The sequence below is a fragment of the Pseudomonas fortuita genome (assembly GCF_026898135.2).
Lineage (GTDB): Bacteria > Pseudomonadota > Gammaproteobacteria > Pseudomonadales > Pseudomonadaceae > Aquipseudomonas > Aquipseudomonas fortuita.
Genome location: NZ_CP114035.2, coordinates 5,731,278 through 5,755,003, shown reverse-complemented (window position 1 = coordinate 5,755,003; position 23,726 = coordinate 5,731,278). Strand labels below are relative to the sequence as shown.

Here is a 23,726-nt window from a genome sequence, read left to right as displayed (position 1 = left end):
CCAAGGAAAGCAATGAAAGTCCTATTTCTGGTGCAGAAGGAACAGCGGGCGATTCTCGACCGCCTGTACGATGGCGTCGCGGCCAACTGCGAGTGCGACCTGCGTTGGCTGACCAGCGAAGACCAGCGCAACCTGCGTCGCTACTTCAAGCGTGAAGTGCAGGTCGAGCGTTATGACCGCATCGTGTTCTTTCTGCGCTTCAAGCAGGAAATCCGTCAGGTGGCCTTCATCCGTACCGTACCGAACCTGGTCATCCTCGAGCACGACGCCTACCAGAACTACATCCCGTGCAAGTACACCGGCAAGTTCAGCGCCCATTACCGCCAGTTGCCATGGGCGCGGGTGATCAGCTCTGGCTACATGGTCAGCGAGCGCCTGCGCCAGGAAGGTTTCGATGCGGTGTTCGTGCCCAAGGGCTATGACGAGCAGTTGCTGGCCGACCAAGGGCGTGAGCGCGACATCGAACTGGCCTTCGTCGGCAGTGTCAACAGCGTGGCCTACAGCGGTCGCAAGGCGCTGCTGGATGAGTTGGGGCAGGTCGAGAACCTGCTGGTCACCCGCACCAAGTCGGGTGAAGACTACTGCAACACGCTCAACCGTATTCGTTTCTTCGTCAGTGCCGACGTCGGCATGGGCGAATACATGATCAAGAACTTCGAAGCCATGGCCTGCGGCTGTGTACTGCTGGCGTACGACCAGGGCGAGGAGGAAAACCGCGCGCTGGGCCTGGAAGACATGCACAACGTGGTGTTCTATGACAACATCCCGACCCTTCAGGAAAAGCTCCGCCGTTTGCGTGCAGCCCCAGAACTTGCCCGGCAGATTGCTGAAAATGGCCGCCATCTGGCGGTTTCCCGTTTCAGTTTCGCCGCCGTTGGACGTAGCATCGTCGACCACATGCGCCCGGCGCTCAGGCCCCACCCGCCGTTGTCTGCGTGGCAGCGGCTACGCCTGACGCTGGGCATCTAAACAAGAGCTTTCGCGCCCAGGAGCGGGTGTTGAAAGCCGATAGTCGCAATGCGGAGGGAGTCCGGTGCGCTTTTCAGAAGAAAGTGATGTCACGCTCGTCGTGACCAGTTGTGGGCGGTTCGATCTGCTCAAAGACACCCTTGAGAGTTTCGATCGCTACAACACAGCGCCCATTCGCGAAGTGTTCATCACCGAAGATTCCGGTGACGATGCCGTGCATGCTGCGGTGCCTGAGCACTGGAGACCGTACTGCAAGGTGTTCGTCAACCGGCCCAAACTCGGCCAGTTGCCCTCGATCGACCTGGCCTACAGTCACGTCACGACGCCTTACATCTTCCACTGCGAAGACGACTGGCACTTCTACCGCCAGAGCTTTGTCGAAGACTCGCGGGCTATCCTGGATGCCAGGCCTGACCTGCTGCAAGTGTGGCTGCGCAGCCATGCCCATGACTTGGCTATCCACAGCCCTTACATTCACCTGGGCGATCGCCAGGTCATTGCCGGCGTGCCGTGTTATCCGCTGCTGTCCGACAAGGCCGAATGGCAAGCGTTTTCGCTCAATCCCGGCCTGCGTCGATTGAGTGATTATCAGCGCTGTGCGCCATTCGCCGCCTATGCTGGAGAGAAGGCGCTTTCCCGACGCTACGCTGAGTTTAATTTGACAGCGGTCACCTTGGAAGGTGATGCAGTGTTGCACACTGGCTTTGGCAATCACGTGACCTTGCCCATCGAAGTGGCGCGCAAGGCCAAACGTCGTCAACGTGATCGTATCAAGCTGGCATTGACGCTGGTGACAGGTGCTTTGATCGGCATGGGTATCACCCTTTTTGTTCAATGAAGTCGCTGTCCCACCTGACATGAGCGGGAGAGGGCCCATGAACATCGTCAATATGATGTGGGCGGGTGGAACGCCGTACATGTCCATCCACAAGGTGCATCGGCAAGTGCTGTCGCACGCCGGCACCGATGCCCGGATCAGTAACTGGTTGCTGCTGGGTAGCGGGCTGTGCTGTGGGCTCGGTTCAACACGGGAGTGGCACATGCCACCACGAGCTCTGAAAGGGCGGCACCTGTGGCGCCTGCTGCGGCCGTGGTTGCGCATGCGCTTGCGCAAGGGGCTGACAGAGGCCAAGGCAGAAATCGTACTGCTCGATGGTATTGGGGTTGCGCGGCTGGTATTGCCGCTACTGCGGAACATTCCCCATGTTCGGGCCAAGGTGCTGTTCCATGGCAAAACGCGCCTGAACAACAGTGACATTCGCCTGTTGCGCATGTTTCCGGGCGAGCGGCTGAGCATCGCGGCCGTGTCGCATACGCTGGCCAAATCGCTGGAACATGACCTGGGCAGGCCAGTGCAGACCCTGCGCATGGCGCTCGACCCGCTGGCGTTCGTCGAACCGTTGCTGAGCCGGAACCAGGCCAGGCAGGCGTTGCAGCTGCCTCAGGCCGACGGGGTGATGCTGGGCGCGGTAGGGCGGTTGGTTGAAAGCAAAGGATTTGAAATGCTGATCGAGGCCTTCGCCAAGGCCAGTGCGCGGCAACCAGGCCTGCAGCTGGCGATTATCGGCGAGGGGCCACAGCATGCCTTGCTGCAGCAGCGTATCAATGCGCTGGGCCTGGCTGGGCGCGTGCATCTGCGCGGTCACCGCGAAGACCTGCAGCTGCTGTATAGAGCGTTCGACTGGCTGTTGGTGCCCTCGCGTTCCGAGGGCTTGGGGCTGGTGGTGCAAGAGGCTGTGATGGCCGATGTACCGGTCGTGTGCAGTGACCTGCAGGTGTTCCGCGAACAGTTGTGCGACACCGGGGTCTACCTGCCCATCGCCGACGAAAGGGCCTGGGCTGATGCGATCGAGCGTTGCACAGCCCTCAGCGCCCCGGCGGTTGCCGCGCGGCAGCGTCAGGCACTGGCGCCGGAGCAGGCCTGGCAGGCGTTCTGTACCGGCTCACAGAGCCTGTTGCGCAACTGACGCTCAGCGCGCCAGCAGGGCTGCCTCGAAGGCGGCGAGGGGGAACTGGTCGCCCAGGTTCTCCCGCTCGATATAACGCACCATGTGCTGCACATTGCGACGAATCATGCGTGCCGAGAGCGGCGGGCGCAGGAAGCGCATGTCGGCCACATCGATCAGGCCCAGGTGCTGGTCGGGGGTAACCACCACATTGCCCAAGTGCAACGAACGGAAGTACACGCCACTGCGGTGCAGCTGGCGGACCAGCTGGATCAGTTGCGGCAGGTAAGTATCCCAGCTGAAGCCGTCATCACGCGACATTTGCAGCAAGGTGCGGCCGGGTAACGGGCGGTACAGCACGGCAGTGCGGCCTGGCACGTCGAGCTTGTGCTGGCTGATCACTTCGAGCGTGGGGATACCCAGTTCCGCCAGCCGCGCGGCGTTATCGACGAATCGCTGGGAGTATGGGCGCAGCAGTGCAGATGAAATCAGCCGCTTCCTACGAAAAACCTTTAGGAAATTACCATCCGCGAGCAGGTAGACTTTGGCGCCATGGCTGTCTGCCTCAAGCACCTGTGCGCCTTGTGTCAGCTGATCGAAGTCGACCTGGGTGAGCCGGGAGCATTGCATGAATAGAGCCTTGTCGTCTGGCGAGCAAAATGACCGGCAATAATGCCGAAAATAATGTTCTAGCACCATGGATGGTGTTTTTGATTCATCGGGGGAAATGGATGCTGTATCAAAAAAACTGGGCGCAGGCCTGGCTGGGATTGGGTCTGGTCTGGTTTCTGGCAGCGATTGCCCTGGCGCCGAGCAACAAGATTTATCAGCAAGGCCTGGTGCTGTTCCTGTGGCTACCGACATTGGTGCTGGCATGGTCCGCCCGCGAGGTGTTGGTGCAAGGCTGGAAGCGTCAGCCGGCGCTATGGATGAGTGTGGTGGTGCTATTGGCCTGGAGTGGCTTGAGCCTGGCCTGGTCGCCCGCAGAGGACACGGGGCGTGAAATCAAGCGGCTGCTCTACATTCTGGTGTTCCTGCTCGCGTTCCCCTTGTTGGCTCAGCTTGGCCTTGCGAGGATTCGCCAGCTGTTGCTGCTAGGGAGCGGCCTGCTGGCCCTCGCTGCGCTGGTGTCGATCATCAATTTCTACGGGCTGCAGGGTGAGCCGTTGCTGGTCCGCCTGGCCGGGATTGGCGAGATATCACACCCCATTCTGGGCGCTTATGTCGTTGGCTCGGCCGTTCTTTTCCTGCTGTATGAGCCGCCGCAGCAGCGTGGCCCGCAGCTGTTGTGGGTGCTCGCACTGGCTTGTCTTGGCGCGTTTGCCGTGCTCAGTCAAAGCCGTGGCGCGCTGTTGGCCCTGGTGCTCACCGTCATGATCGCACCGCTGTGGTTCCGTGACCGCCACAGCCGGGTGTTCGCCATCCTGGCAGTCATTGCAACCGGCTTTGCCTTGTATGCGGCGTATGACCTGATCGCCGAGCGCGGTTCATCCTACCGGCCAGAAATTTTCCATGCCGTGGTCAACATGATTGCCGCGCACCCCTGGACAGGCCTGGGCCTGGGGGCTGACTACGATGTCAGTGCGGTGGGCAGGCACTTCGACCACACCCACAACATGTTCACCCACGTTGCCGTGGAGATGGGCCTGCCTGGCATGCTGCTCTGGGTCATGGTGTGGTTGTTCACCTTGGGTGAAATCATCCGCGCGCGCGGTACCCTGTTCGGCAAGCTCCTGCTGGGCTTATGGGTGTACTCGACACTGGCCATGCAGTTCGATGCCGCCAGCCTTACCGGTACGCCACGTGCAGAATGGTTCATCAGCTGGCTGCCTGTTGGCCTTGCCATGATGCTGCCATGGGGGCGTGCCGAAAATGACGCCTGTGGTAAAATTTCCGGTTCAACCTGAACAGCGAGCTCGATAATGGCCGAAACACCGCGACCGGCGGAGCACACCTCCAGCCTGAAGATCTATTTCCGGCTGTTGGGCTATGTGAAACCCTATGTCGGCATTTTCCTGCTGAGCATTGTCGGTTTCGTGATCTTTGCCTCGACCCAGCCGATGCTGGCCGGCATTCTCAAGTACTTTGTCGATGGGCTGAGCAACCCTGAAGCGGTGTTGTTCCCCAACGTCCCCTACCTGCGCGACCTGCAATTGCTGCAGGCGGTGCCGTTGCTGATCATCCTGATCGCTGCGTGGCAGGGCCTGGGGTCTTTCCTTGGCAACTATTTCCTGGCCAAGGTTTCCCTGTGCCTGGTGCACGACCTGCGCGTGGAGTTGTTCAACAAGCTGCTGGTACTGCCCAACCGCTACTTCGACAACCACAACTCCGGGCACCTGATTTCGCGTATCACCTTCAACGTGACCATGGTCACCGGTGCTGCCACCGATGCAATCAAGGTGGTCATCCGTGAAGGCCTGACCGTGGTGTTCCTGTTCGCCTACCTGTTGTGGATGAACTGGCACCTCACCTTGGTCATGGTCGCCATCCTGCCGGTGATCGCGGTAATGGTCAGCATCGCCAGCAAGAAATTCCGCAAGCAGAGCAAGAAGATCCAGGTGGCGATGGGTGACGTCACCCACGTCGCGTCGGAAACCATCCAGGGTTATCGCGTTGTCCGTAGCTTCGGCGGCGAGGCTTACGAAGAGCAGCGGTTCAGCAAGGCCAGCCAGAGCAACACCGACAAGCAGCTGCGCATGACCAAGACCGGCTCCCTGTACACGCCAATGCTGCAGCTGGTGATCTACAGCGCCATGGCGGCGCTGATGTTCCTGGTGCTGTTCCTGCGTGGTGAGTCCACCGCCGGTGACCTGGTGGCCTATATCACTGCTGCCGGCCTGCTGCCCAAGCCGATTCGTCAGTTGTCGGAAGTCAGCTCGACCATCCAGAAGGGCCTGGCAGGTGCAGAAAGCATCTTCGAGCAACTGGACGAAGAGCCTGAACTGGACACCGGTACGGTCGAGAAGGACCGTGTGGAAGGCCGCCTGGAAGTGCGCAACCTGAGCTTCACCTACCCAGGTACCGAGCGTGAAGTGCTGAGCGACATCAGCTTTGTCGCCGAGCCAGGGCAGATGATCGCCCTGGTTGGCCGCTCTGGCAGCGGCAAATCGACCCTTGCGGCGCTGATCCCGCGCTTCTATCACCATGACCAGGGGCAGATCCTGCTCGATGGTGTGGAGATCGAGAACTACCGCCTGCGCAACCTGCGCCGCCACGTTTCGCAGGTGACCCAGCACGTTACCCTGTTCAACGACACCGTGGCCAACAACATCGCCTATGGCGATCTGGCAGGTGCCCCACGCGCAGACATCGAAGCCGCTGCGGCCGATGCCTACGCCAAGGAGTTCGTCGACCGCTTGCCGAAGGGCTTCGATACCGACGTGGGTGAAAACGGCGTGCTGCTCTCTGGCGGCCAGCGCCAGCGCCTGGCCATTGCCAGGGCACTGCTGAAGAACGCGCCGCTGCTGATTCTGGATGAGGCCACCTCGGCCCTGGATACCGAATCCGAGCGGCACATCCAGGCTGCCCTGGACCATGTGATGCAAGGCCGTACCACGCTGGTGATCGCCCACCGTCTGTCGACCATCGAGAAGGCCGACCAGATCCTGGTCATGGACCAGGGCCGTCTGGTAGAGCGCGGCACCCATGCTGAACTGCTCGCGGCTAATGGCCATTATGCCCGCCTGCACGCCATGGGCCTGGATGAGCCGGTCAAGGCCGATATCACCTGAGTCCTCCCTCATCGGGGCCGTAACGGCCCCGATTGTCACGGGAATTTTCCGGGGGCGATCTGGCCATAAAGCCGTCGACTACCCTGTGCTAATATCCTGCCCCTGTTCATTATTTCCATATGGGTTGCCCATGAAGTTGTCCATGCCGCGTTTCGATCAAGCCCCGGTTCTGGTGGTCGGCGATGTCATGCTCGACCGCTACTGGCATGGCGGTACTTCGCGTATCTCGCCTGAAGCGCCAGTGCCGGTGGTCAAGGTCGATCAGATCGAGGATCGCCCCGGCGGCGCGGCCAACGTTGCCTTGAACATCGCTGCGCTGGGCGCACCGGCGTCGCTGATCGGCGTTACCGGCCAGGACGAGGCCGCCGACAGCCTGGCCAACAGCCTGCAGGCTGCGGGGGTGCGGTCTGTGTTCCAGCGCATCGCGCACCAGCCGACCATCGTCAAGCTGCGGGTCATGAGCCGTCACCAGCAACTGCTGCGTATCGATTTCGAAGAGCCGTTTGCCACCGACCCGCTATCGCTGGGTGCCGAAGTCGACAGCCTGCTCGAAGGTGTCAAAGTGCTGGTCTTGTCGGACTACGGCAAGGGTGCTCTGAAGAACCACCAAAGCCTGATCCAGGCGGCACGGGCCAAGGGCATTCCGGTGCTGGCCGATCCCAAGGGCAAGGACTTTTCCATCTACCGTGGCGCTAGCCTGATTACCCCGAACCTCAGCGAGTTCGAAACCATCGTCGGCCGTTGCGCCGATGAGGCCGAACTGGTTGCCAAAGGCTTGCAGCTGCTGCAGGACCTGGACCTGGGGGCCGTGCTGGTAACCCGTGGCGAGCATGGCATGACCCTGCTGCGCGTTGGCCAGCCTGCGCTGCACCTGCCGGCGCGGGCGCGCGAGGTGTTCGATGTGACCGGTGCCGGCGATACCGTCATCTCCACCCTCGCCGCAGCCATTGCCGCGGGTGAGGACCTGCCCCATGCGGTGGCCCTGGCCAATCTGGCGGCAGGCATTGTGGTCGGCAAGCTGGGTACCGCTGCGATCAGCGCCCCCGAGCTGCGCCGCGCAATCCAGCGTGAGGAAGGCTCCGAGCGCGGCGTGCTGGGCCTGGAGCAATTGTTGTTGGCCATCGATGATGCGCGGGCGCACAACGAGAAGATCGTCTTCACCAATGGCTGCTTCGATATCCTGCATGCCGGGCATGTCACCTATCTGGAGCAGGCGCGCGCCCAGGGCGATCGCCTGATCGTCGCGGTCAACGACGACGCCTCGGTCAGCCGCTTGAAAGGGCCGGGCCGGCCGATCAACAGCGTCGACCGGCGTATGGCCGTACTGGCCGGGCTGGGCGCGGTGGACTGGGTAATCAGCTTCCCGGAAGGCACCCCGGAAAACCTGCTGAGCCAGGTCAAGCCGGATGTGCTGGTCAAGGGGGGCGATTATGGCATCGACCAAGTGGTAGGCGCTGATATCGTCAAGGCCTATGGCGGCACCGTGAAGGTGCTGGGCCTGGTCGAGAACAGCTCGACTACCGCGATTGTCGAGAAGATTCGCAAGAACTGATACAGCCAGGGCCTCTTTGCGGCCCAATCGCCGCCAAGCCAGCTCCCACACGCACAGCGCAGGCCTTGAGTCCTGCACAGGCCTTGTGGGAGCTGGTGTGCCGGCGATTGGCTGCGCAGCAGCCCCAGGGACTCACTTGTGAAGTGAGGTGCGGGCGCGCTCCAGCAGCGCCCGGGCCTTGTCGCCAAACCGCTGCAGGTGCGACGCCCGCGCCGGCTTGCTCTCCACCAACCCCTGCTGTTTGACCCAGTCCTTCCAGCGCACCCGCTCCTCCGTCACCACCCAGCCTTCCTGCCGGGCAAAACTCTCGGCCAGATACAGCCCGCGTGTGCTCGCCGGCACCAGCTCATCTTTTTTCAGCGTATACAGCTCCGCCACTGGCTGGCCGTCCTTCAACGGCATCAGATACAGGTCTGGCCGCTTGCGGTTGAGGCGGGCTTCCAGTTGGTCACCCTCCAGTCGCTCGTCGACATGGAACAAGCTGAGCTTTTTGGCTTCCCGAGGCACCTGCAGACGCATGTCGTAGATCAGCTGGAGCGACGCGGTGGGCAAGTGCACGTAGGCCCGTGGCCGCTCCATTAGCATCAGCTTGCTGCAGTGCACGGGGCGGGCGGCACCGGACTGTGGGGTAAGCACGAAATGTGGCGTTTCGCGGTAGTGCAGGGCGGCGGCGTAGGGCACGGGCAGCCAGGTGTCGTTGAAACGCCCGCCCAGCCAGCCTTCCGGGGTTTCCAGCAGGCATTCCTCGGCCACTTCCTGAACCGCCGTGTGCAGCGGGAGGTTCAGTTCCTGCGCCGGCACATAGCCAGAAATCAGTTTCAACACCACATCGCCCCGGTCTTGCCGACGCTGACGTACCAACACCCAGTAATCACGGTTTTGCCAATGCAGGGTAAGCCGCACCGACACACCCAGATTGGCGAGTTCGACCACGAAGTGCTGTGTGTCGGGCAGCTGAATGGCCTTGCGCCGCTGCTGGGTCTGGGCAAAGTTCAGCGGCATGCCGATGCTCTGATAGGTCAGGCCTTCGGGCGTTGCCTCGACATGCAGTGGTAGTGTCTTGAAGTTGCTCGGGTTTTTGCGGATCAACGTTCGCGCCACGAGGCTCCTCCTTGCGTCGGGTCGTACCTCTGGCCCTTGGGCCAGGGGTAACTCAGTGCTGGCCCAGGATACGGGCGACGGTGGCCACGTTGTGGGCCAGGTGCAGCGGATTGATGGTGCCGACGATAGCACTGCTGACACCCGGGTGGGCGAACAGCAGCTCGAAGCTTGCCTGCACCGGGTCAACGCCCGGGGCCAGGCAGATATGCCCGCTGGCCAGGGCCTTCTTTACCAGGATGGCCTTGCCGTGTTCGGCAGCGTAGTCCAGCACCGGGCGTTCTGCCTGTTCGTTGAGGTTATAGGTGACCATGGCACAGTCGCCTTGCTCCAGCGCTTTCAGGCCGCCTGCCACGGTCTTGCCGGACAGGCCAAAGCCGAGGATCTTGCCCTCTTGCTTGAGCTCCGCCAGGGTCTGGTAGACCTCCTGCTGTTCGAGGATGGCCAGGTCGTTGCCGTCGGAATGCACCAGCACCAGTTCGATGCGGTCGGTTTCCAGGCGGCGCAGGCTGCGCTCCACCGAACGGCGGGTGTGGGCCGCACTGAAGTCGAAGTGCGACAGGCCGTTGTCGAATTCTTCGCCGACTTTGCTGACGATTACCCATTCATCGCGCTGGCCGCGCAGCAGCGGGCCCAGGCGTTCTTCGCTGCGGCCATAGGCGGGGGCGGTGTCGATCAGGTTGATGCCCAATTCGCGGGCCTGTGCCAGCAGCATGCGGGCTTCGTCATCGCCGGGGATGGTGAAGCCGGTGGGGTATTTCACGCCCTGATCTCGGCCAAGCTTGACTGTGCCCAGGCCTAAGGGGGACACCTTGAAGCCGGTGCTGCCCAGGGGGCGGTGGAAATCGTGCAACGTAGGCAGGGTCATGGCAGCAGTTGCTCCCAGGCGGGTACACCCAGCGGTGGACGTGGCAGGCCGGCCAGGTCGGCTTGTGCCTGTGGGCGGATGCCGTCGCGCTCCAGGTTGGCGATTACCCGGTCGCTGAAGTCGGGTGCTAGAGCCAGCTTGGTCGGCCAGCCCACCATCAAGCGTTGCTGGTCGGCGAGGAATGCGTTGTCCGGGCGTACCAGGCCCGATTGTGCGGGTTCTGCACGGTCGACTCGCAGGGTGGCCCAGCGCACCTGGCTCTGGTCGACCCAGGGCAGCAGGTTGGCGATTTCCTTCTGCGCCGCAGCAATCTGAGCGGCAGGTTCGCGCGCCACGCCTTCGGCTTCGGCCAGGTCACCACCGAGGTACCACACCCACTGGCCATCTGCCGCCGGGTGGGTGGTCACCGTCACGCGCGGCTTGGGCCCGCCACCGAGGCAGTGGGCGTACAAGGGTTTGAGGTTCGGTCCCTTGGCCATGACCATGTGCAGCGGGCGGGTTTGCATGGCTGGTTGGTCCAGGCCCAGCGCCTGCAGCAAACCTTCGGTGCCGGCACCGGCGCTTGATACGATGCGCTGGGCACGGATTTCCCGGTCGTCCACGCGCAGGCCGACCAGCGCATCACCTTCACGCAACGGTTCGATGTGTTCACCTGCCAGCAGGGAGTCGCCGGCCAGCTCGGCCAGGTTGGCCAACAGGCTCGGGACATCGATTACCAGTTCCGCCAGGCGATAGACCTTGCCTTTGAACGCGCGGTCCTGCAAAGCGGGCGGCAGATGCTCACCTTTGACCTGGTCGACCCGGCCGCGCACGGCCTTACTGGCGAAGAAGCTGGTGAGGTTGCCGGCCAAGGTCCCCGGCGACCACAGGTAGTGGGCATCGGATAGCAGACGGGTACGCCCCAGGTCGAGTTCGCCGTCGCCAGCCAGGGCCTCGCGCCAGCGCCGTGGCATGTCGGCGATGGCTTCCGAAGCACCGGTCAGGGCGCCGTGCAGGGCGTACTTGGTGCCGCCGTGAATAATGCCTTGAGACTTGATGGTCTGCTCGCCGCCGAGGCTGGCGCGTTCCACCAGCACGGTCGAGTAGCCCAGGCGGCGCAGCCGGGCATTGAGCCACAAGCCAGCGACCCCGGCGCCGACGATCAGCACGTCAGTGGAAATGGCGGTTGGCATGGATTACCTCCAAGGTTGGACAGCTGGGCAGTATACAAGCTAAGGCCGTGCCTCTGTGTGCCCAGCCTTCTGATAGTAGCGCGCTGCAGCAGGGGGATGATTCGAACTACATGTGGGTTTGCCCAGTACTTCCTTCAAGTCGGCATGGCAACTGTCATATTTGCTAGTTTCGAGTTCGCGAGGGGGTGTTACGCTGGATTCTCGGTTGTCTATCGCTTTGAATGGCGTTGAAAATACTGAGGGTAAAAATATGAATAGTCTTATTCATCTGACTGATTTCTCGCTTCAGGCAGGCGTTGATTACAAAGAAAAAGATATTCTTAAATATGGTTTGAATGGGTGGCGGCTTTATAACCAGTCTGCGCTCGTGAAAATTCAGGAGGATCCTGAAAAACCAGAACAAGGTTCTGTCCTGCGGTTTGGCAGTAGCGGCAGCGAGGGGCCTCTGCGCCCAGGAATCATAATGTATAAAGTGATTTCGGGTTTTCCGCCTGGCTATAAACTGAAATTCGCTATGACCGCCAGGCGCCAGGGTGCTTATAATCAACCTAGATTGTCATTTCATTATAACGGCACCATTCTCAAGACAGGTTTTCACTTAAAAGATGATTACGATCATTATTTTGGAGAATTTACTGTCCGTGATGACGTAACCATACTCGCGATAGAGAACTCGATTACCGAAACTTCTGGGAATGATTTTTTCATTTCGAAATTGGAAATTCGGCCGCAGGGGGTTGGTGAGATATCCGACGAGGGGTGATTCCAATTTCCGAGTGTTTTTTATGTTGCCGGCGCGGCCATTTACTAGCGTGCCGGCAATTTTTTAGAGCGTTCAATGTCCAGCTGATTTCGAGTAGAGCTGAATTATCACCACGCCTGCAACAATCATCGCCATTCCCACCATTGCCGGTAGATCCAGCTTCTGCCCGTATATCACCAGCGCCGCCACGCTGATCAGCACAATCCCCAGCCCCGACCAGATCGCATAGGCGATGCCCACCGGAATGCTGCGTACCACCAGCGTCAGCATCCAGAACGCGATGCCGTAACCCACCACCATCAAAAGCAAAGGCAACGGCGTGCTCAGGCCTTTGACCGCTTTCATGGAGGCAGTGGCGACGACTTCGGCGCAGATGGCGATAGCGAGATAGGTATAGGCGTTCATGATGCGTTTCTCCGGTGACTGGTCGAGCATTCTAGACGCGCCCTGGATGCGGTAAAGTCATTACCTATCAGAAATGGAGATAGGTTAATGGCAGAGCGCTGGGATCTGGAACAACTGCGCCTGTTTGCACGGGTTGCCGAGCTGCGTTCGTTCTCCGCCGTTGCGCGCGAGCAGCGTAAGGCGCAATCGGCCGTAAGCAATGCCATCGCGCTGCTGGAAACCGACCTTGGCGTCACCTTGTTCGAGCGCAGCAGCGGCCGCCAGCCCAGGCTGACCGAAAACGGTACGGCCTTGCTGGAAGATGCCCGTGAACTGTTGCGTCAGTGCGAACGCCTGGATGGCCGGGCGCTCGCGCTGATGCGTGGCCAGGAAGCCCTGCTGCGGGTTGCCCAGGACGAAGCCATGCCGTATCAGCCGGTGATCGACAGCCTCGACGAACTGGCCAGCCGCTACCCGTTTCTGGAGGTGCAACTGGCCAGCGGTGCTCAGGGCGATGTAGCGCGTAAGCTGGTGGAGCGGCGCGCCGATCTGGGCCTGTTCTTCCTCCACGAGAGCATCCCGGCATCGCTGGAGCGGCGGGCGCTGGGCAGTGTGGAGATGGTTACGGTGTGCGCGGTCGGCCACCCGCTGGCGGGCGAAGGCCGGGTCACCCGGCAACAACTCGCACGCCACCGGCAGTTACTGATCACCCCACAGCAAAGCGGTTATCCCGGCGGCGAGGCGATCAGCCCTCAGGTATGGCGCGCCGACAGCTTCTACGCCATGGCCGAACTCCTGATGCGCGGCCTGGGCTGGGCATGGTTACCACGGCATGTGGTGCAGTATCCGACCTACCAAGCGCATATGGTTGAACTGGACAGCGATTGGCGGCCTCCGGCCTTGGTGGCCGAGCTGGCCTGGCGCCGCGATGAACCCTTGGGCCCGGCCGCGCAGTGGCTGGCAGAGCGCTTTGCAGTGCACCTGCGCGCGATCGGGTAAACTTCGCCGCCATGAACAGAACACTCTATACCTTGCTGTTTCACCTGGGCCTGCCGCTGGTTGCGCTGCGCCTGTACCTGCGCGCGCGCAAGGCGCCAGCCTATGGGCAGCGTATCGGCGAGCGTTTTGCGCTCAACCTGCCCCTTATGCACCAGGGCGGGATCTGGGTGCACGCGGTGTCGGTAGGCGAGAGCATTGCTGCAGCGCCCATGGTTCGCGCCTTGCTCAAGGCTTATCCCGAACTACCGATCACGCTGACCTGCATGACGCCGACCGGTTCCGAGCGTATTCGCGCCATGTTCGCCGACGAACCGCGCGTGCAGCATTGCTACCTGCCCTACGACCTGCCGTGGGCTGCGGGGCGTTTTCTCGACCATGTCCAGCCGAAGCTGGGCATCATCATGGAAACCGAACTGTGGCCCAACCACATTCACCAGTGTGCCAAACGCGGGATTCCGGTGGCGCTGGCCAATGCACGATTGTCCGAGCGCTCGGCACGCGGCTACGGGCGCTTTGCCAGGCTGACCCGGCCGATGCTGGCCGAGATGAGTCTGATTGCCGTGCAGACTGAAACCGAGGCTCAGCGCTTCCGTGATCTGGGCGCACGCCCTGAATGCGTAAAAGTCACCGGCTCGATCAAGTTCGACCTGAAGATCGATGAGCAACTGCTACCGCGTGCCAAGGCATTGCGTGAGCAGTGGGGGGCCGAGCAGCGCCCGGTGTGGATTGCCGCCAGTACCCATGACGGTGAAGATGCGCTGATTCTGCAGGCTCATCGGCAGTTGTTGCAGGTGCATGGCGATGCCTTGCTGATCCTCGTGCCGCGTCACCCTGAGCGGTTTGCTGCGGTGCATGCGCTGTGCAGCGAGCAATTCACCACCGTGCGCCGTTCTTCTGCAGCGCCGGTCGATGCCCAGACCCGCGTGTTGCTGGGCGATACCATGGGGGAGTTGCTGTTCCTCTATGCGTTGGCCGATATCGCCTTTGTCGGCGGTAGCCTGGTGCCGACGGGAGGGCACAACCCGCTGGAGCCTGCGGCGCTGGCCTTGCCGGTGCTCATGGGGCCACATGTGTTCAACTTCCTCGAAATCAGCGCGATGTTGCGTGAAGCGGGGGCGTTGCAGCAGGTGGACGATGCCGACGGGCTGGCCGGTGCGGTGCGGCGGCTGGTCGAGTTGCCGCAGGATGCGCAGCGCATGGGCGAGGCGGGCAGGGCGGTGATGCGGGCCAATCAGGGCGCGTTGCAGCGCTTGCTCGATGGCCTGGATGCGCTTGTCCGCTGACGTTTGCTTTGGTTGTCCTGGCCTCATCGCCGGCAAGCCAGCCCCCACAGGTACTGCACAGGGTTTGAGGCCAGTGAGGAACCTGTGGGAGCTGGCTTGCCGGCGATGAGGCCATCGAAAGCAACCCGGTCTGTGAGAAATACGCCCCTATTTCAAGGGCGACGCTCAAAGTTCTTGGCCGCTGCCGCAGCCAGGTCTGGCGGCAGGAAGTCCTTGTCCGGGTTGTAGTCCGGTTTCAGGTAGCGCTTGAGGTCTTGCAGGTCTTGCGGGCTCAGGGTGCCGGCCGCCTGCTTCAGGCTCAGGTTGTCGAGGATGTAGTCATAGCGGCTGTTGTTGTAATCCCTCACCGAGGTGTACAACTGGCGTTGGGCATCGAGCACATCGACGATGTTGCGGGTACCTACCTGGTAGCCGATTTCAGTGGCTTCCAGCGCGCTCTGGTTGGAGATGATCGACTGCTTGCGCGCCTGTACCTGTTCTACATCGGTGTTCACCGCGCGGTGCAGGTTGCGGGTGTTTTCCACCACCTGGCGGCGCAGGCTTTCACGCTGCTGTTCGCTCTGGCTCAGGCGTTGATATGCCTCGCGTACCTGCGAGCTGGTCAGGCCTCCGCTGTAGATCGGGATGTTCAGTTGCAGGCCAACGCTGGTCTGTTCGACATCGCCGCTGTAGCGCACGCCCAGTTGCGAAGGGTTGGTAAAGCCGAGGCTGTCGTTGTCACCTTTCTGGTACTTGGCCACGGCATCCAGGGTCGGCGCATGGCCGGCCTTGCGCTGGCGCAGGGTCTCTTCAGCAGCAGAAACCGCATAGTTGGTGGCCAGCAGGTTGAGGTTCTGGCGGCCGGCGGTTTCGACCCAAGCCTTGGCGTCGTTTGGCGTGGGTACCTGCACGGGCAGGGTATGCACCACGCCTTGAATCGAGGTGTATTCACGGTTGGTCAGGGTAACCAGCGCTTCAAAGGCATCCTGCACCTGGCGCTCGGCGATGATCCGGTTGGCCCGCGCCGTGTCGTAGCTGGCCTGGGATTGCAGCACGTCGGTCTTGTCCGACAGGCCCACATCGAAGCGTTCGTTGGACTGGTCCAGCTGGCGCTTGAACGCGGCTTCCTCAGCCTTGGTCGCGGCCAGGTTGTCCTGCGCGCGCAGCACGGCGAAGTAGTTTTGCGCGGTTTGCAGGATCAGGTTCTGTTCAGTGGCCGACAGCTCCAGCGCTGCCTGTTCGTTGACCGCTTCGGCGGCCTGCAGCTGGAACCAGCGATCAGCGCGGAAGATTGGCTGGGCCAGGGTTGCGCTCCATGAATTGCCGCTGCGGTTGGAGGTGATGGAGGGCTCGTCCAGCTTGGTGCGGGTGTTCATCATTTCGGCATCGGCCGACAGGTTCGGCAGCAACCCGGCGCGGGCCTGCGGTACTACTTCGCGGCGGGCGCCATAATCGGCGCGTGCTGCTGCCAGGTCGGCGTTGTTGTCTACCGCTTCCTGATAAACGCTGACCAGGTCGGTTTTAACTGTCGGGAGCATATCCGCTGCCCAGACCATTCCGTTGGACGCACAAGACACGGCTATCGCCAGTGAGAGTTTGCGCAGCATAGAGGCAATCCTTGTACGAAATTTAATTACTGAACTGTTGAGTATCGAGCGATGGGCCAGTGTAGTGCCATGCGCACCCGGCAACAATCGCTCGGTGTGCCTTTCATCATCCGCGCATTTACCCGCTTGGCTTTGCCGACCACTCCAGTCTAGACTGCGCATGTTCTTGTCGGGGTGCCTTGAAGCAAAGGCTGAGATCGCAGAGGTGCGGATCCCGTTGAACCTGATCAGGTTAGCGCCTGCGTAGGGAACAAGATTGCTCGCCTTCCCGGGGAGCCTCTTGTGCCAGGTCCGGGAATGTCGCAGCTGCATGCAGCTTCAGGCACCCCCTATCCGGCACTGCACGCCTTCATGGGTGCGTCCGCGTTTTTCAGGTTCTCCCCGACATTCCACTGCTAGGAAGCCGTCTGGAGAGCCTGTGATGACCAAACAAGAAAAAGCGATCAACCTCAGCGAATCGGCACAAGTCGATCAGCAGTCCGTGCAACCGTTCCCGCGCTCGCGCAAAATCTATGTCGAAGGCTCGCGGCCGGACATTCGCGTGCCCATGCGTGAAATCAGCCTGGACGATACCCCGACCGATTTCGGTGGCGAGACCAACGCGCCGGTACTGGTCTACGACACGTCGGGCCCGTACACCGACCCCAACGTCATCATCGACGTGCGCAAGGGCCTGGCCGACGTGCGTTCGGCGTGGATCGAGGCCCGCGGCGACACCGAGCGCCTGGGCGGGCTCAGCTCCGACTTTGGCCAGCAGCGCCTGAACGACGCCGAACTGGCCAAGTTGCGTTTCGCCCACGTGCGCAACCCGCGCCGTGCCAAGGCCGGCGCCAACGTCTCGCAGATGCACTATGCCCGCCAGGGCATCATCACCGCCGAGATGGAATATGTAGCCATCCGCGAAAACATGAAGCTGCAAGAAGCCCGCGCCGCTGGCCTGCTGAACGAGCAGCACGCCGGCCACAGCTTCGGTGCCAACATCCCGAAAGAAATCACCCCCGAATTCGTCCGCCAGGAAATCGCCCGCGGGCGCGCGATCATCCCGGCCAACATCAACCACCCGGAGGTGGAGCCGATGATCATCGGCCGCAACTTCCTGGTGAAGATCAACGGCAACATCGGCAACAGTGCCCTCGGGTCCTCGATCGAGGAAGAAGTGGCCAAGCTGACCTGGGGCATTCGCTGGGGTTCGGACACGGTCATGGACCTGTCCACCGGCAAGCACATTCACGAAACCCGTGAGTGGATCATTCGCAACTCGCCGGTGCCAATCGGTACCGTGCCGATCTACCAGGCCCTGGAAAAGGTCAATGGCGTGGCCGAGGACCTGACTTGGGAACTGTTCCGCGACACCCTGATCGAGCAGGCCGAGCAGGGCGTGGACTACTTCACCATCCACGCGGGGGTGCTGCTGCGCTATGTGCCGCTGACCGCCAAGCGCGTCACCGGTATCGTCAGCCGCGGTGGCTCGATCATGGCCAAGTGGTGCCTGGCGCACCACAAGGAAAACTTCCTCTACACGCACTTCGACGAAATCTGCGAAATCATGAAGGCCTACGACGTCAGCTTCTCGCTGGGTGATGGCCTGCGCCCTGGCTCGATCGCCGATGCCAACGACGCCGCGCAGTTCGGTGAACTGGAAACCCTCGGCGAGCTGACCAAAATCGCCTGGAAGCACGACGTGCAGTGCATGATCGAAGGCCCTGGCCACGTACCGATGCAGCTGATCAAGGAGAACATGGACAAGCAGCTGGAGTGCTGCGACGAGGCGCCGTTCTACACCCTCGGCCCACTGACCACCGACATTGCCCCGGGCTACGACCACATCACCTCGGGCATCGGTGCGGCGATGATCGGCTGGTTCGGTTGCGCCATGCTCTGCTACGTCACGCCCAAGGAACACCTGGGCCTGCCGAACAAGGATGACGTCAAGACCGGCATCATCACCTACAAGATCGCCGCGCACGCCGCCGACCTTGCCAAGGGCCACCCCGGCGCGCAGATTCGCGACAACGCCCTGTCCAAGGCGCGTTTCGAGTTCCGTTGGGAGGACCAGTTCAACCTGGGTCTGGACCCGGACACTGCCCGTGCCTTCCACGACGAGACCCTGCCGAAGGAATCGGCCAAGGTGGCGCACTTTTGCTCGATGTGCGGGCCAAAGTTCTGCTCGATGAAAATCACCCAGGAAGTGCGTGAATACGCCGCCAAGATCGAGGCCGTGGATGTAACGGTCGAGCAAGGTATGCGCGAGCAGGCCGAGCGTTTCCGCCAGGAAGGCAGCCAGCTGTACCACAAAGTGTAAGAACGTCATTTCCCTTTGTGGGAGCGGGCCTGCCCCGCGAAAGCGTCAGCTGCGCCAACGCGTTCGGCAGGCCAGACGCCTTCGCGGGGCAAGCCCGCTCCCACAATGGCTCGGCGAAGCCCCATCCATTCCTCTGGCGAACATGACAATGACCACCCCCAGCCAATTCTCCCCCGACCACCCGGTCCCCACCCACCAGCGCATCTTCGGCGCCCGCGACCTGTTCTCGCTGTGGTTCTCCCTCGGCATCGGCCTGATGGTGCTGCAAGTCGGCGCCATGCTCGCCCCAGGCCTTGGCCTTGCCAGCGCGGTGCTGGCCATCGCCCTGGGCACCGGCGTGGGTGTGCTGTTGCTGGGCGCCGCCGGTGTCATCGGCAGCGACACCGGCCTTTCTGCCATGGGCACCCTGAAACTCAGCCTGGGCAGCCATGGCGCGCGCTTGCCGGCTGTGCTCAACCTGCTGCAACTGGTAGGTTGGGGCGCATTTGAGATCATTGTCATGCGCGATGCCGCCAGCCTGCTGGGCGCGCGGGCGTTCGGCGAAGGCAGTGCCTGGAACAGCCCGATGCTCTGGACCCTGTGTTTCGGCGCTCTGGCCACCCTGCTGGCCGTCAGCGGGCCGCTGGCCTTCGTGCGCAAGGTGCTGCGCGCCTGGGGTATCTGGGTGTTGCTGGGCGCCTGCCTGTGGCTGACCTGGAACCTGTTCGCCAAGGCCGACCTGGCTGAACTGTGGGGCCGCGCCGGTGACGGTTCGATGTCGTTGGCCGTGGGCTTTGACATCGTCATCGCCATGCCGCTGTCCTGGTTGCCGCTGATCGCCGACTACTCGCGCTTCGCCCGCAACGGCAAGCACGTGTTCGGCGGCACGGTACTTGGCTATTTCATCGGCAACACCTGGCTGATGAGCCTGGGCGTGGCCTACACCCTGGCCTTTGCCGCCAGTGGCGAAGTCAATGCCTTGCTGCTGGCCCTGGCGGGCGCAGGCATGGGTATTCCGCTGCTGCTCATTCTGCTGGACGAGTCGGAAAAGGCCTTTGCCGACATCCACTCGGCGGCTGTTTCCACCGGCGTGCTCGTACCTGTGAAGGTTGAGCACCTGGCGCTGGGCATTGGCGTACTGTGCACCCTGATCGCCCTGCTGGCCCCGCTGGCCCAGTACGAAAACTTCCTGCTGCTGATTGGTTCGGTGTTCGCGCCGCTGTTTGGCGTGGTGCTGATGGACCACTACGTGATCCGTCGTCGTCGCCTGCCGGCGCAGGTGGGTGGCTTGCACTGGCAGGCACTGGTGGCCTGGTTTGCGGGGGTGGCGGCCTATCACCTGATTGCCGCCAACGCTCCAGAGCTGGGGGCTACCCTGCCAGCACTGTTACTGGCAGGTGTGCTGCACGGGCTGCTGAGCTTCAGCCGCGGCCGGGAAACAGTTCAGGCTTGAGTACGCCATTCAGGCGCGGGTAGGGGATCTTCAGTTCCACGTGGCCCATGGAATAGGGCGCGATGGCGTAGACCTCGTACTTGACCACTACCGCGCCGTACGTCAGGGCGATGTGCGGCGACTTCTTGAACGGCCAGGTCTTGACGAACTCGGCGTCCTTGTCCATGCCCACGCTCATCAGCCAGGCCCGGTGCGACTCCTCGACGGTTTTCCAGAAGGTCTCCTCCTGGCCTGGCACAAGCATGTCCTGCAGGGTCAGCACCTTGTCCAGCTTGCGCGAGTAGTTGATGAAGCCGCGCCCGGGCATGCCATGCGCGCCACCACTGTCCAGGTAGCTGGACAATTCGATGATCACCAGCCCGTCATGCTGCTCGCGTACCTTGGCTTGCAAATAACTGCTGTTACGTTTGTCGGCACTGGCCAGGTATTGCTGTTCGTAGGCCTGCAAGGTGCTGGGCGCGGTGCCATGCTGATTGTCTTCGGTCAGTTGCAGCAGGCGCTTTTCGACAATGCCGTCGAGCGCGGGCAGGGCCGGGAAGTGGACCGTGTCGATGTTCACCAGCGGGCAGTCGCTTTCGCTGCAGCCGGGTTTGACATGCTCCCAGGCGTCGCGCTTGACCTCGAGCGGGGCCCGGTAGTTGGGCGTGAACAGGCTCTGGCAGGCGCCCAGAGCCAGTGCCAGCACAGCCACGGAAGTCAGTTTGACAAGTGTCATGGTGATCCTTGCAGAACAGGGAAAGTCGGCCTTTGACCGTCTGCGCGGCCTTCAGTTCGCCACTAAGCTAACAGAGTGAAGACGCGCTGTCCCGAGTGTGCGAACGGTTGCCGGAAAGGGGTGAAACGGGCAAGCGTGCAGAGTAGGATGGCGCGATGCGGTAATTGAGGTAACGAGGATTTCCATGTCAGACACGTTGAATTCGGTGCCCAAGGCGGTCGAGATCGTCAAGCGGGACAATTGCTTCCAGGGCTTCTACAAGCTCGACAAGGTGCACCTGCGCCACGAGCTGTTTGCCGGTGGCATGGGCCGCGAGATCAGCCGCGAACTGTTTGTGCGCCACGATGCAGTGTGTGTGCTGCCTTACGACCCGTTGCGTGATGAAGTGGTGCTGATCGAGCAGTTCCGCGTCGGCGCACTGGACAAGGTCGGTAACCCCTGGCTGATCGAGATGGTTGCCGGGCTGATCGACAAGGATGAAGAACCCGAGGAAGTCGCCCATCGCGAAGCCGAGGAAGAGGCCGGCCTGACGTTCAGTGCCTTGTGGCCGATGACCCGCTACTTCCCGTCGCCCGGCGGCAGTGACGAATACGTTCACCTGTTCCTTGGCCGTTGCAGCAGCGAAGGCGCGGGAGGGCTGCATGGTCTGGAAGAAGAGGGCGAAGACATCCGCGTGCGCGTGTGGTCGTTCGAGGATGCCTTGCAGGCGGTACGCGATGGGCGCATCTGCAACGCGGCGACTATTATCGGCTTGCAATGGCTGGCGCTGAACCGTGACGAAGTACGAGGTATGTGGAAGTGAACCTGCTGCGCGAGCGCTATCGAGTCGACCTGGTCGGGCTGCAGGCCGCCTGCGAGGCCAACTACGCCCGGCTGATGCGCCTGTTGCCCGACATGCGCACCACCCAGAGCTCGCGCCGCATCGGCATGACCCAGGGCGACCAGATGCTCGGCGTGCTGGTGCTGGACGTGGTGCTGGCCTGCCCGTACACCACCACCTTGCATGTGCGTCAGGAGCACAGCCTGCCGTGGCTGCCGGTGCCGCACCTGGAAGTGCAGGTGTACCACGATGCACGCATGGCCGAAGTGGTCAGCGCCGAACACACCCGGCGCCTGCGCAGTATCTACCCGTATCCGAACGAGGCCATGCACCAGCCGGACGAAAAGGCCCAGCTCAACCTGTTCCTGGGTGAATGGCTGAGCCACTGCCTGGCCTGCGGCCACGAACTGGCAAGCGTTCGCTGACATGCATCCAGACCAGACGCGCCCTGTACATGTGCTGCAACTGACCGACGCCCATCTTTTCGCCGATCCGGCCGGCAGCATGCTGGGGCTCAATACCCGTGACAGCCTGCGCCATGTGGTGGCCCAGGTGCGGCGCGAGCAACCGCTTATCGACCTGCTGTTGTGTACAGGTGATCTGTCCCAGGACGCTAGCGTTGCCTCTTATGAGGCGTTCCGGGAGCTGACGGCGCCGTTAGCCGTGCCCACCCGCTGGTTGCCGGGTAACCACGACGAGGCCCGGATAATGGCTGAAGTGGCCCCGGAGCTGGTGCAAGCGGTAACTGATGTTGGGGCCTGGCGTATTGTCATGCTCAACACTGCGGTGCAGGGGGCGACACACGGTCTGCTGGAGAGCGACCAGCTGGCGGTGCTGGAGGCCGCCTTGAACGAGGCGGGCGAGCGGCATTGCCTGGTGTGCTTCCACCATCAGCCGGTAGACATCGGCTGCGCCTGGATCGCGCCGATCGGCTTGCGCAATGCCCAGGCTCTGTTCGATATCGTCGAGGCTTATCCACAGGTGCGGGCGTTGCTGTGGGGGCATGTGCATCAGGAATGGGATGAGGTGCGCGACGGGCGGCGCCTGCTGGCCACGCCTTCAACCTGTATTCAGTTCGCGGCGCGCAGCGAAGACTTCAAGGTGAGCGAGGAGCAGCCCGGGTACCGCTGGTTGCGCCTGCACGCCGACGGGCGGCTGGAAACCGGGGTGGAGCGGGCCACGGATTTTGCGGTGAAACTCGACTTTGATAGCCCGGGGTATTGAGGATCTTGGGGCTGCTGCGCAGCCCATTCGCGGCACAAGGCCGCTCCCACAGGAGACCGGGAATCCCTGTGGGAGCGGCCTTGTGCCGCGAATGGGCGCAGAGCGCCCCCGGTACTTTCAAGTCTGTTGAAGAATTTGTTGCTAAAACCACGGTGCGGCGCCAAAACCCGGCGAACGCGCTACACTGCGCGTCCCTGCGCCCACATCATCAGGCGCGAAGCCACAGATTTCGGGGGCAGCATGTCGGGTTCCATCCTCTATATCCATGGCTTCAACAGCTCGCCGCTGTCGACCAAGGCGCGCCAGCTCGACGCCGTGATGCAGCAACTGGGCCTGTCGGCCCAGCTACGTGTGCCCGCCTTGCATCACCACCCGCGGCAGGCCATCGCCCAGCTTGAAGCGGCCATCGCCGAACTGGGTGCGCCACTGCTGGTGGGCAGTTCGCTCGGCGGCTACTATGCCACCCATCTGGCCGAGCGCCATGGCCTCAAGGCCCTGCTGGTCAACCCTGCGGTAACGCCGCACAAGCATTTCGACGGGTACCTGGGCACTCAGCGCAATCACTACAGCGGTGAAACCTGGGAGCTGACCCACGATCACGTACAGGCCCTGGCCGAGCTGGAAGTGCCGGCCCCGGTGGATGCCGGCCGCTATCAAGTGTGGCTGCAGACCGCCGATGAGACCCTGGACTATCGCCATGCCGAGCGTTATTACCGTGCATGCGCCCTGCGTATCCAGGCCGGTGGCGATCACAGCTTCCAGGGCTTTGCCGAGCGCCTGCCGGCTCTGCTGGCGTTTGCCGGCATTGCTCGCGGGCACTACGCGGCGCTCGATTTTTCTGTATTTTGACCTTTTTGCATTCACCAGACTGACGACGAGACC

Annotated in this window: 22 protein-coding genes and 1 riboswitch; of the genes, 15 read left to right on the top strand and 7 right to left on the bottom strand. The window is 62.2% G+C overall.

Features of this window, described 5'->3' with window-relative positions:
• Positions 1 to 12 precede the first annotated feature (12 nt).
• From OZ911_RS26330 to OZ911_RS26320, 3 genes are all read left to right on the top strand, one after another.
• Positions 13 to 969: a glycosyltransferase family protein gene (locus tag OZ911_RS26330; RefSeq protein ID WP_023048671.1), complete on the top strand. Its 957-nt coding sequence runs from the start codon at positions 13 to 15 to the stop codon at positions 967 to 969.
• Between the two features lie 64 nt (positions 970 to 1,033).
• Entirely contained in the window at positions 1,034 to 1,807 is a 774-nt protein-coding gene (locus OZ911_RS26325; protein WP_016489485.1) for a glycosyltransferase family 2 protein, read from the top strand.
• A gap of 37 nt (positions 1,808 to 1,844) precedes the next feature.
• A complete protein-coding gene (locus tag OZ911_RS26320) occupies positions 1,845 to 2,936 on the top strand; it encodes a glycosyltransferase (protein ID WP_016489484.1) in 1,092 nt (363 codons plus the stop codon).
• A gap of 3 nt (positions 2,937 to 2,939) precedes the next feature.
• Here OZ911_RS26320 and OZ911_RS26315 read toward each other — a convergent pair whose 3' ends face one another.
• The gene (locus OZ911_RS26315; RefSeq protein WP_016489483.1) at positions 2,940 to 3,545 is read right to left on the bottom strand and encodes a protein kinase family protein; all 606 of its coding nucleotides are present in this window, start codon (positions 3,543 to 3,545) and stop codon (positions 2,940 to 2,942) included.
• A gap of 101 nt (positions 3,546 to 3,646) precedes the next feature.
• On the opposite strand from OZ911_RS26315, the gene OZ911_RS26310 reads away from it, so the two are divergent.
• From OZ911_RS26310 to hldE, 3 genes are all read left to right on the top strand, one after another.
• Entirely contained in the window at positions 3,647 to 4,822 is a 1,176-nt protein-coding gene (locus OZ911_RS26310) for an O-antigen ligase family protein (protein WP_023048669.1), read from the top strand.
• Positions 4,823 to 4,837: 15 nt separating this feature from the next.
• Positions 4,838 to 6,646: a lipid A export permease/ATP-binding protein MsbA gene (gene msbA, locus OZ911_RS26305; RefSeq protein WP_016489481.1), complete on the top strand. Its 1,809-nt coding sequence runs from the start codon at positions 4,838 to 4,840 to the stop codon at positions 6,644 to 6,646.
• Between the two features lie 130 nt (positions 6,647 to 6,776).
• On the top strand, positions 6,777 to 8,198 hold the full coding sequence (gene hldE / locus OZ911_RS26300) for a bifunctional D-glycero-beta-D-manno-heptose-7-phosphate kinase/D-glycero-beta-D-manno-heptose 1-phosphate adenylyltransferase HldE (RefSeq protein ID WP_016489480.1): 1,422 nt from the start codon (positions 6,777 to 6,779) through the stop codon (positions 8,196 to 8,198).
• 132 nt (positions 8,199 to 8,330) lie between these two features.
• Here hldE and OZ911_RS26295 read toward each other — a convergent pair whose 3' ends face one another.
• The 3 genes from OZ911_RS26295 to OZ911_RS26285 are packed head-to-tail and all read right to left on the bottom strand — an operon-like array spanning position 8,331 to position 11,336.
• Positions 8,331 to 9,299 carry a hypothetical protein gene (locus OZ911_RS26295; protein WP_023048668.1) on the bottom strand — a complete coding sequence of 323 codons (969 nt, stop codon included), beginning with the start codon at positions 9,297 to 9,299 and terminating at the stop codon, positions 8,331 to 8,333.
• Positions 9,300 to 9,351: 52 nt separating this feature from the next.
• Positions 9,352 to 10,164, bottom strand: coding sequence for an aldo/keto reductase (locus OZ911_RS26290; protein ID WP_016489478.1), 813 nt, complete (start codon positions 10,162 to 10,164; stop codon positions 9,352 to 9,354).
• Positions 10,161 to 11,336, bottom strand: a complete 1,176-nt coding sequence (locus OZ911_RS26285) for an NAD(P)/FAD-dependent oxidoreductase (RefSeq protein ID WP_023048667.1) — start codon at positions 11,334 to 11,336, stop codon at positions 10,161 to 10,163. Before OZ911_RS26285 ends, OZ911_RS26290 begins: the two co-directional genes overlap by 4 nt.
• A gap of 205 nt (positions 11,337 to 11,541) precedes the next feature.
• Between OZ911_RS26285 and OZ911_RS26280 the strand changes: the two genes are divergently transcribed.
• Entirely contained in the window at positions 11,542 to 12,099 is a 558-nt protein-coding gene (locus tag OZ911_RS26280; protein ID WP_054833304.1) for a hypothetical protein, read from the top strand.
• Between the two features lie 72 nt (positions 12,100 to 12,171).
• Here OZ911_RS26280 and OZ911_RS26275 read toward each other — a convergent pair whose 3' ends face one another.
• Positions 12,172 to 12,504, bottom strand: a complete 333-nt coding sequence (locus tag OZ911_RS26275) for a DMT family transporter (protein WP_024717360.1) — start codon at positions 12,502 to 12,504, stop codon at positions 12,172 to 12,174.
• A gap of 87 nt (positions 12,505 to 12,591) precedes the next feature.
• On the opposite strand from OZ911_RS26275, the gene OZ911_RS26270 reads away from it, so the two are divergent.
• Together OZ911_RS26270 and waaA are read left to right on the top strand one after the other, a co-directional pair.
• Positions 12,592 to 13,482, top strand: coding sequence for a LysR family transcriptional regulator (locus OZ911_RS26270; RefSeq protein WP_016489474.1), 891 nt, complete (start codon positions 12,592 to 12,594; stop codon positions 13,480 to 13,482).
• A gap of 11 nt (positions 13,483 to 13,493) precedes the next feature.
• Entirely contained in the window at positions 13,494 to 14,765 is a 1,272-nt protein-coding gene (gene waaA / locus OZ911_RS26265) for a lipid IV(A) 3-deoxy-D-manno-octulosonic acid transferase (protein WP_268968522.1), read from the top strand.
• 152 nt (positions 14,766 to 14,917) lie between these two features.
• Here the strand turns inward: waaA and OZ911_RS26260 are convergent, their stop codons facing one another.
• The gene (locus tag OZ911_RS26260) at positions 14,918 to 16,351 is read right to left on the bottom strand and encodes a TolC family outer membrane protein (protein ID WP_016489472.1); all 1,434 of its coding nucleotides are present in this window, start codon (positions 16,349 to 16,351) and stop codon (positions 14,918 to 14,920) included.
• A 160-nt stretch (positions 16,352 to 16,511) separates the two neighbouring features.
• A riboswitch (TPP riboswitch) is annotated at positions 16,512 to 16,618 on the top strand.
• Between the two features lie 154 nt (positions 16,619 to 16,772).
• Between OZ911_RS26260 and thiC the strand changes: the two genes are divergently transcribed.
• Entirely contained in the window at positions 16,773 to 18,653 is a 1,881-nt protein-coding gene (gene thiC, locus OZ911_RS26255) for a phosphomethylpyrimidine synthase ThiC (protein ID WP_016489471.1), read from the top strand.
• 148 nt (positions 18,654 to 18,801) lie between these two features.
• Entirely contained in the window at positions 18,802 to 20,085 is a 1,284-nt protein-coding gene (cytX, locus tag OZ911_RS26250) for a putative hydroxymethylpyrimidine transporter CytX (RefSeq protein ID WP_016489470.1), read from the top strand.
• Here the strand turns inward: cytX and OZ911_RS26245 are convergent.
• Positions 20,054 to 20,800, bottom strand: a complete 747-nt coding sequence (locus OZ911_RS26245) for an RsiV family protein (protein WP_016489469.1) — start codon at positions 20,798 to 20,800, stop codon at positions 20,054 to 20,056. The two genes, cytX and OZ911_RS26245, sit on opposite strands and share 32 nt — an antisense overlap.
• A gap of 184 nt (positions 20,801 to 20,984) precedes the next feature.
• Between OZ911_RS26245 and OZ911_RS26240 the strand changes: the two genes are divergently transcribed.
• The 4 genes from OZ911_RS26240 to OZ911_RS26225 all read left to right on the top strand — a co-directional run bounded on the left by OZ911_RS26240 (position 20,985) and on the right by OZ911_RS26225 (position 23,693).
• Positions 20,985 to 21,602 carry an NUDIX domain-containing protein gene (locus OZ911_RS26240; RefSeq protein WP_016489468.1) on the top strand — a complete coding sequence of 206 codons (618 nt, stop codon included), beginning with the start codon at positions 20,985 to 20,987 and terminating at the stop codon, positions 21,600 to 21,602.
• On the top strand, positions 21,593 to 22,045 hold the full coding sequence (locus tag OZ911_RS26235) for a DUF1249 domain-containing protein (RefSeq protein WP_016501905.1): 453 nt from the start codon (positions 21,593 to 21,595) through the stop codon (positions 22,043 to 22,045). Before OZ911_RS26240 ends, OZ911_RS26235 begins: the two co-directional genes overlap by 10 nt.
• A gap of 1 nt (position 22,046) precedes the next feature.
• Complete coding sequence (gene cpdA / locus OZ911_RS26230) at positions 22,047 to 22,844, top strand: 3',5'-cyclic-AMP phosphodiesterase (RefSeq protein ID WP_023047362.1); 798 nt, start codon at positions 22,047 to 22,049, stop codon at positions 22,842 to 22,844.
• 240 nt (positions 22,845 to 23,084) lie between these two features.
• Positions 23,085 to 23,693 (top strand): YqiA/YcfP family alpha/beta fold hydrolase, encoded by a 609-nt coding sequence (locus OZ911_RS26225; protein ID WP_016489466.1) that lies wholly within the window; start codon positions 23,085 to 23,087, stop codon positions 23,691 to 23,693.
• Positions 23,694 to 23,726: the final 33 nt, after the last annotated feature.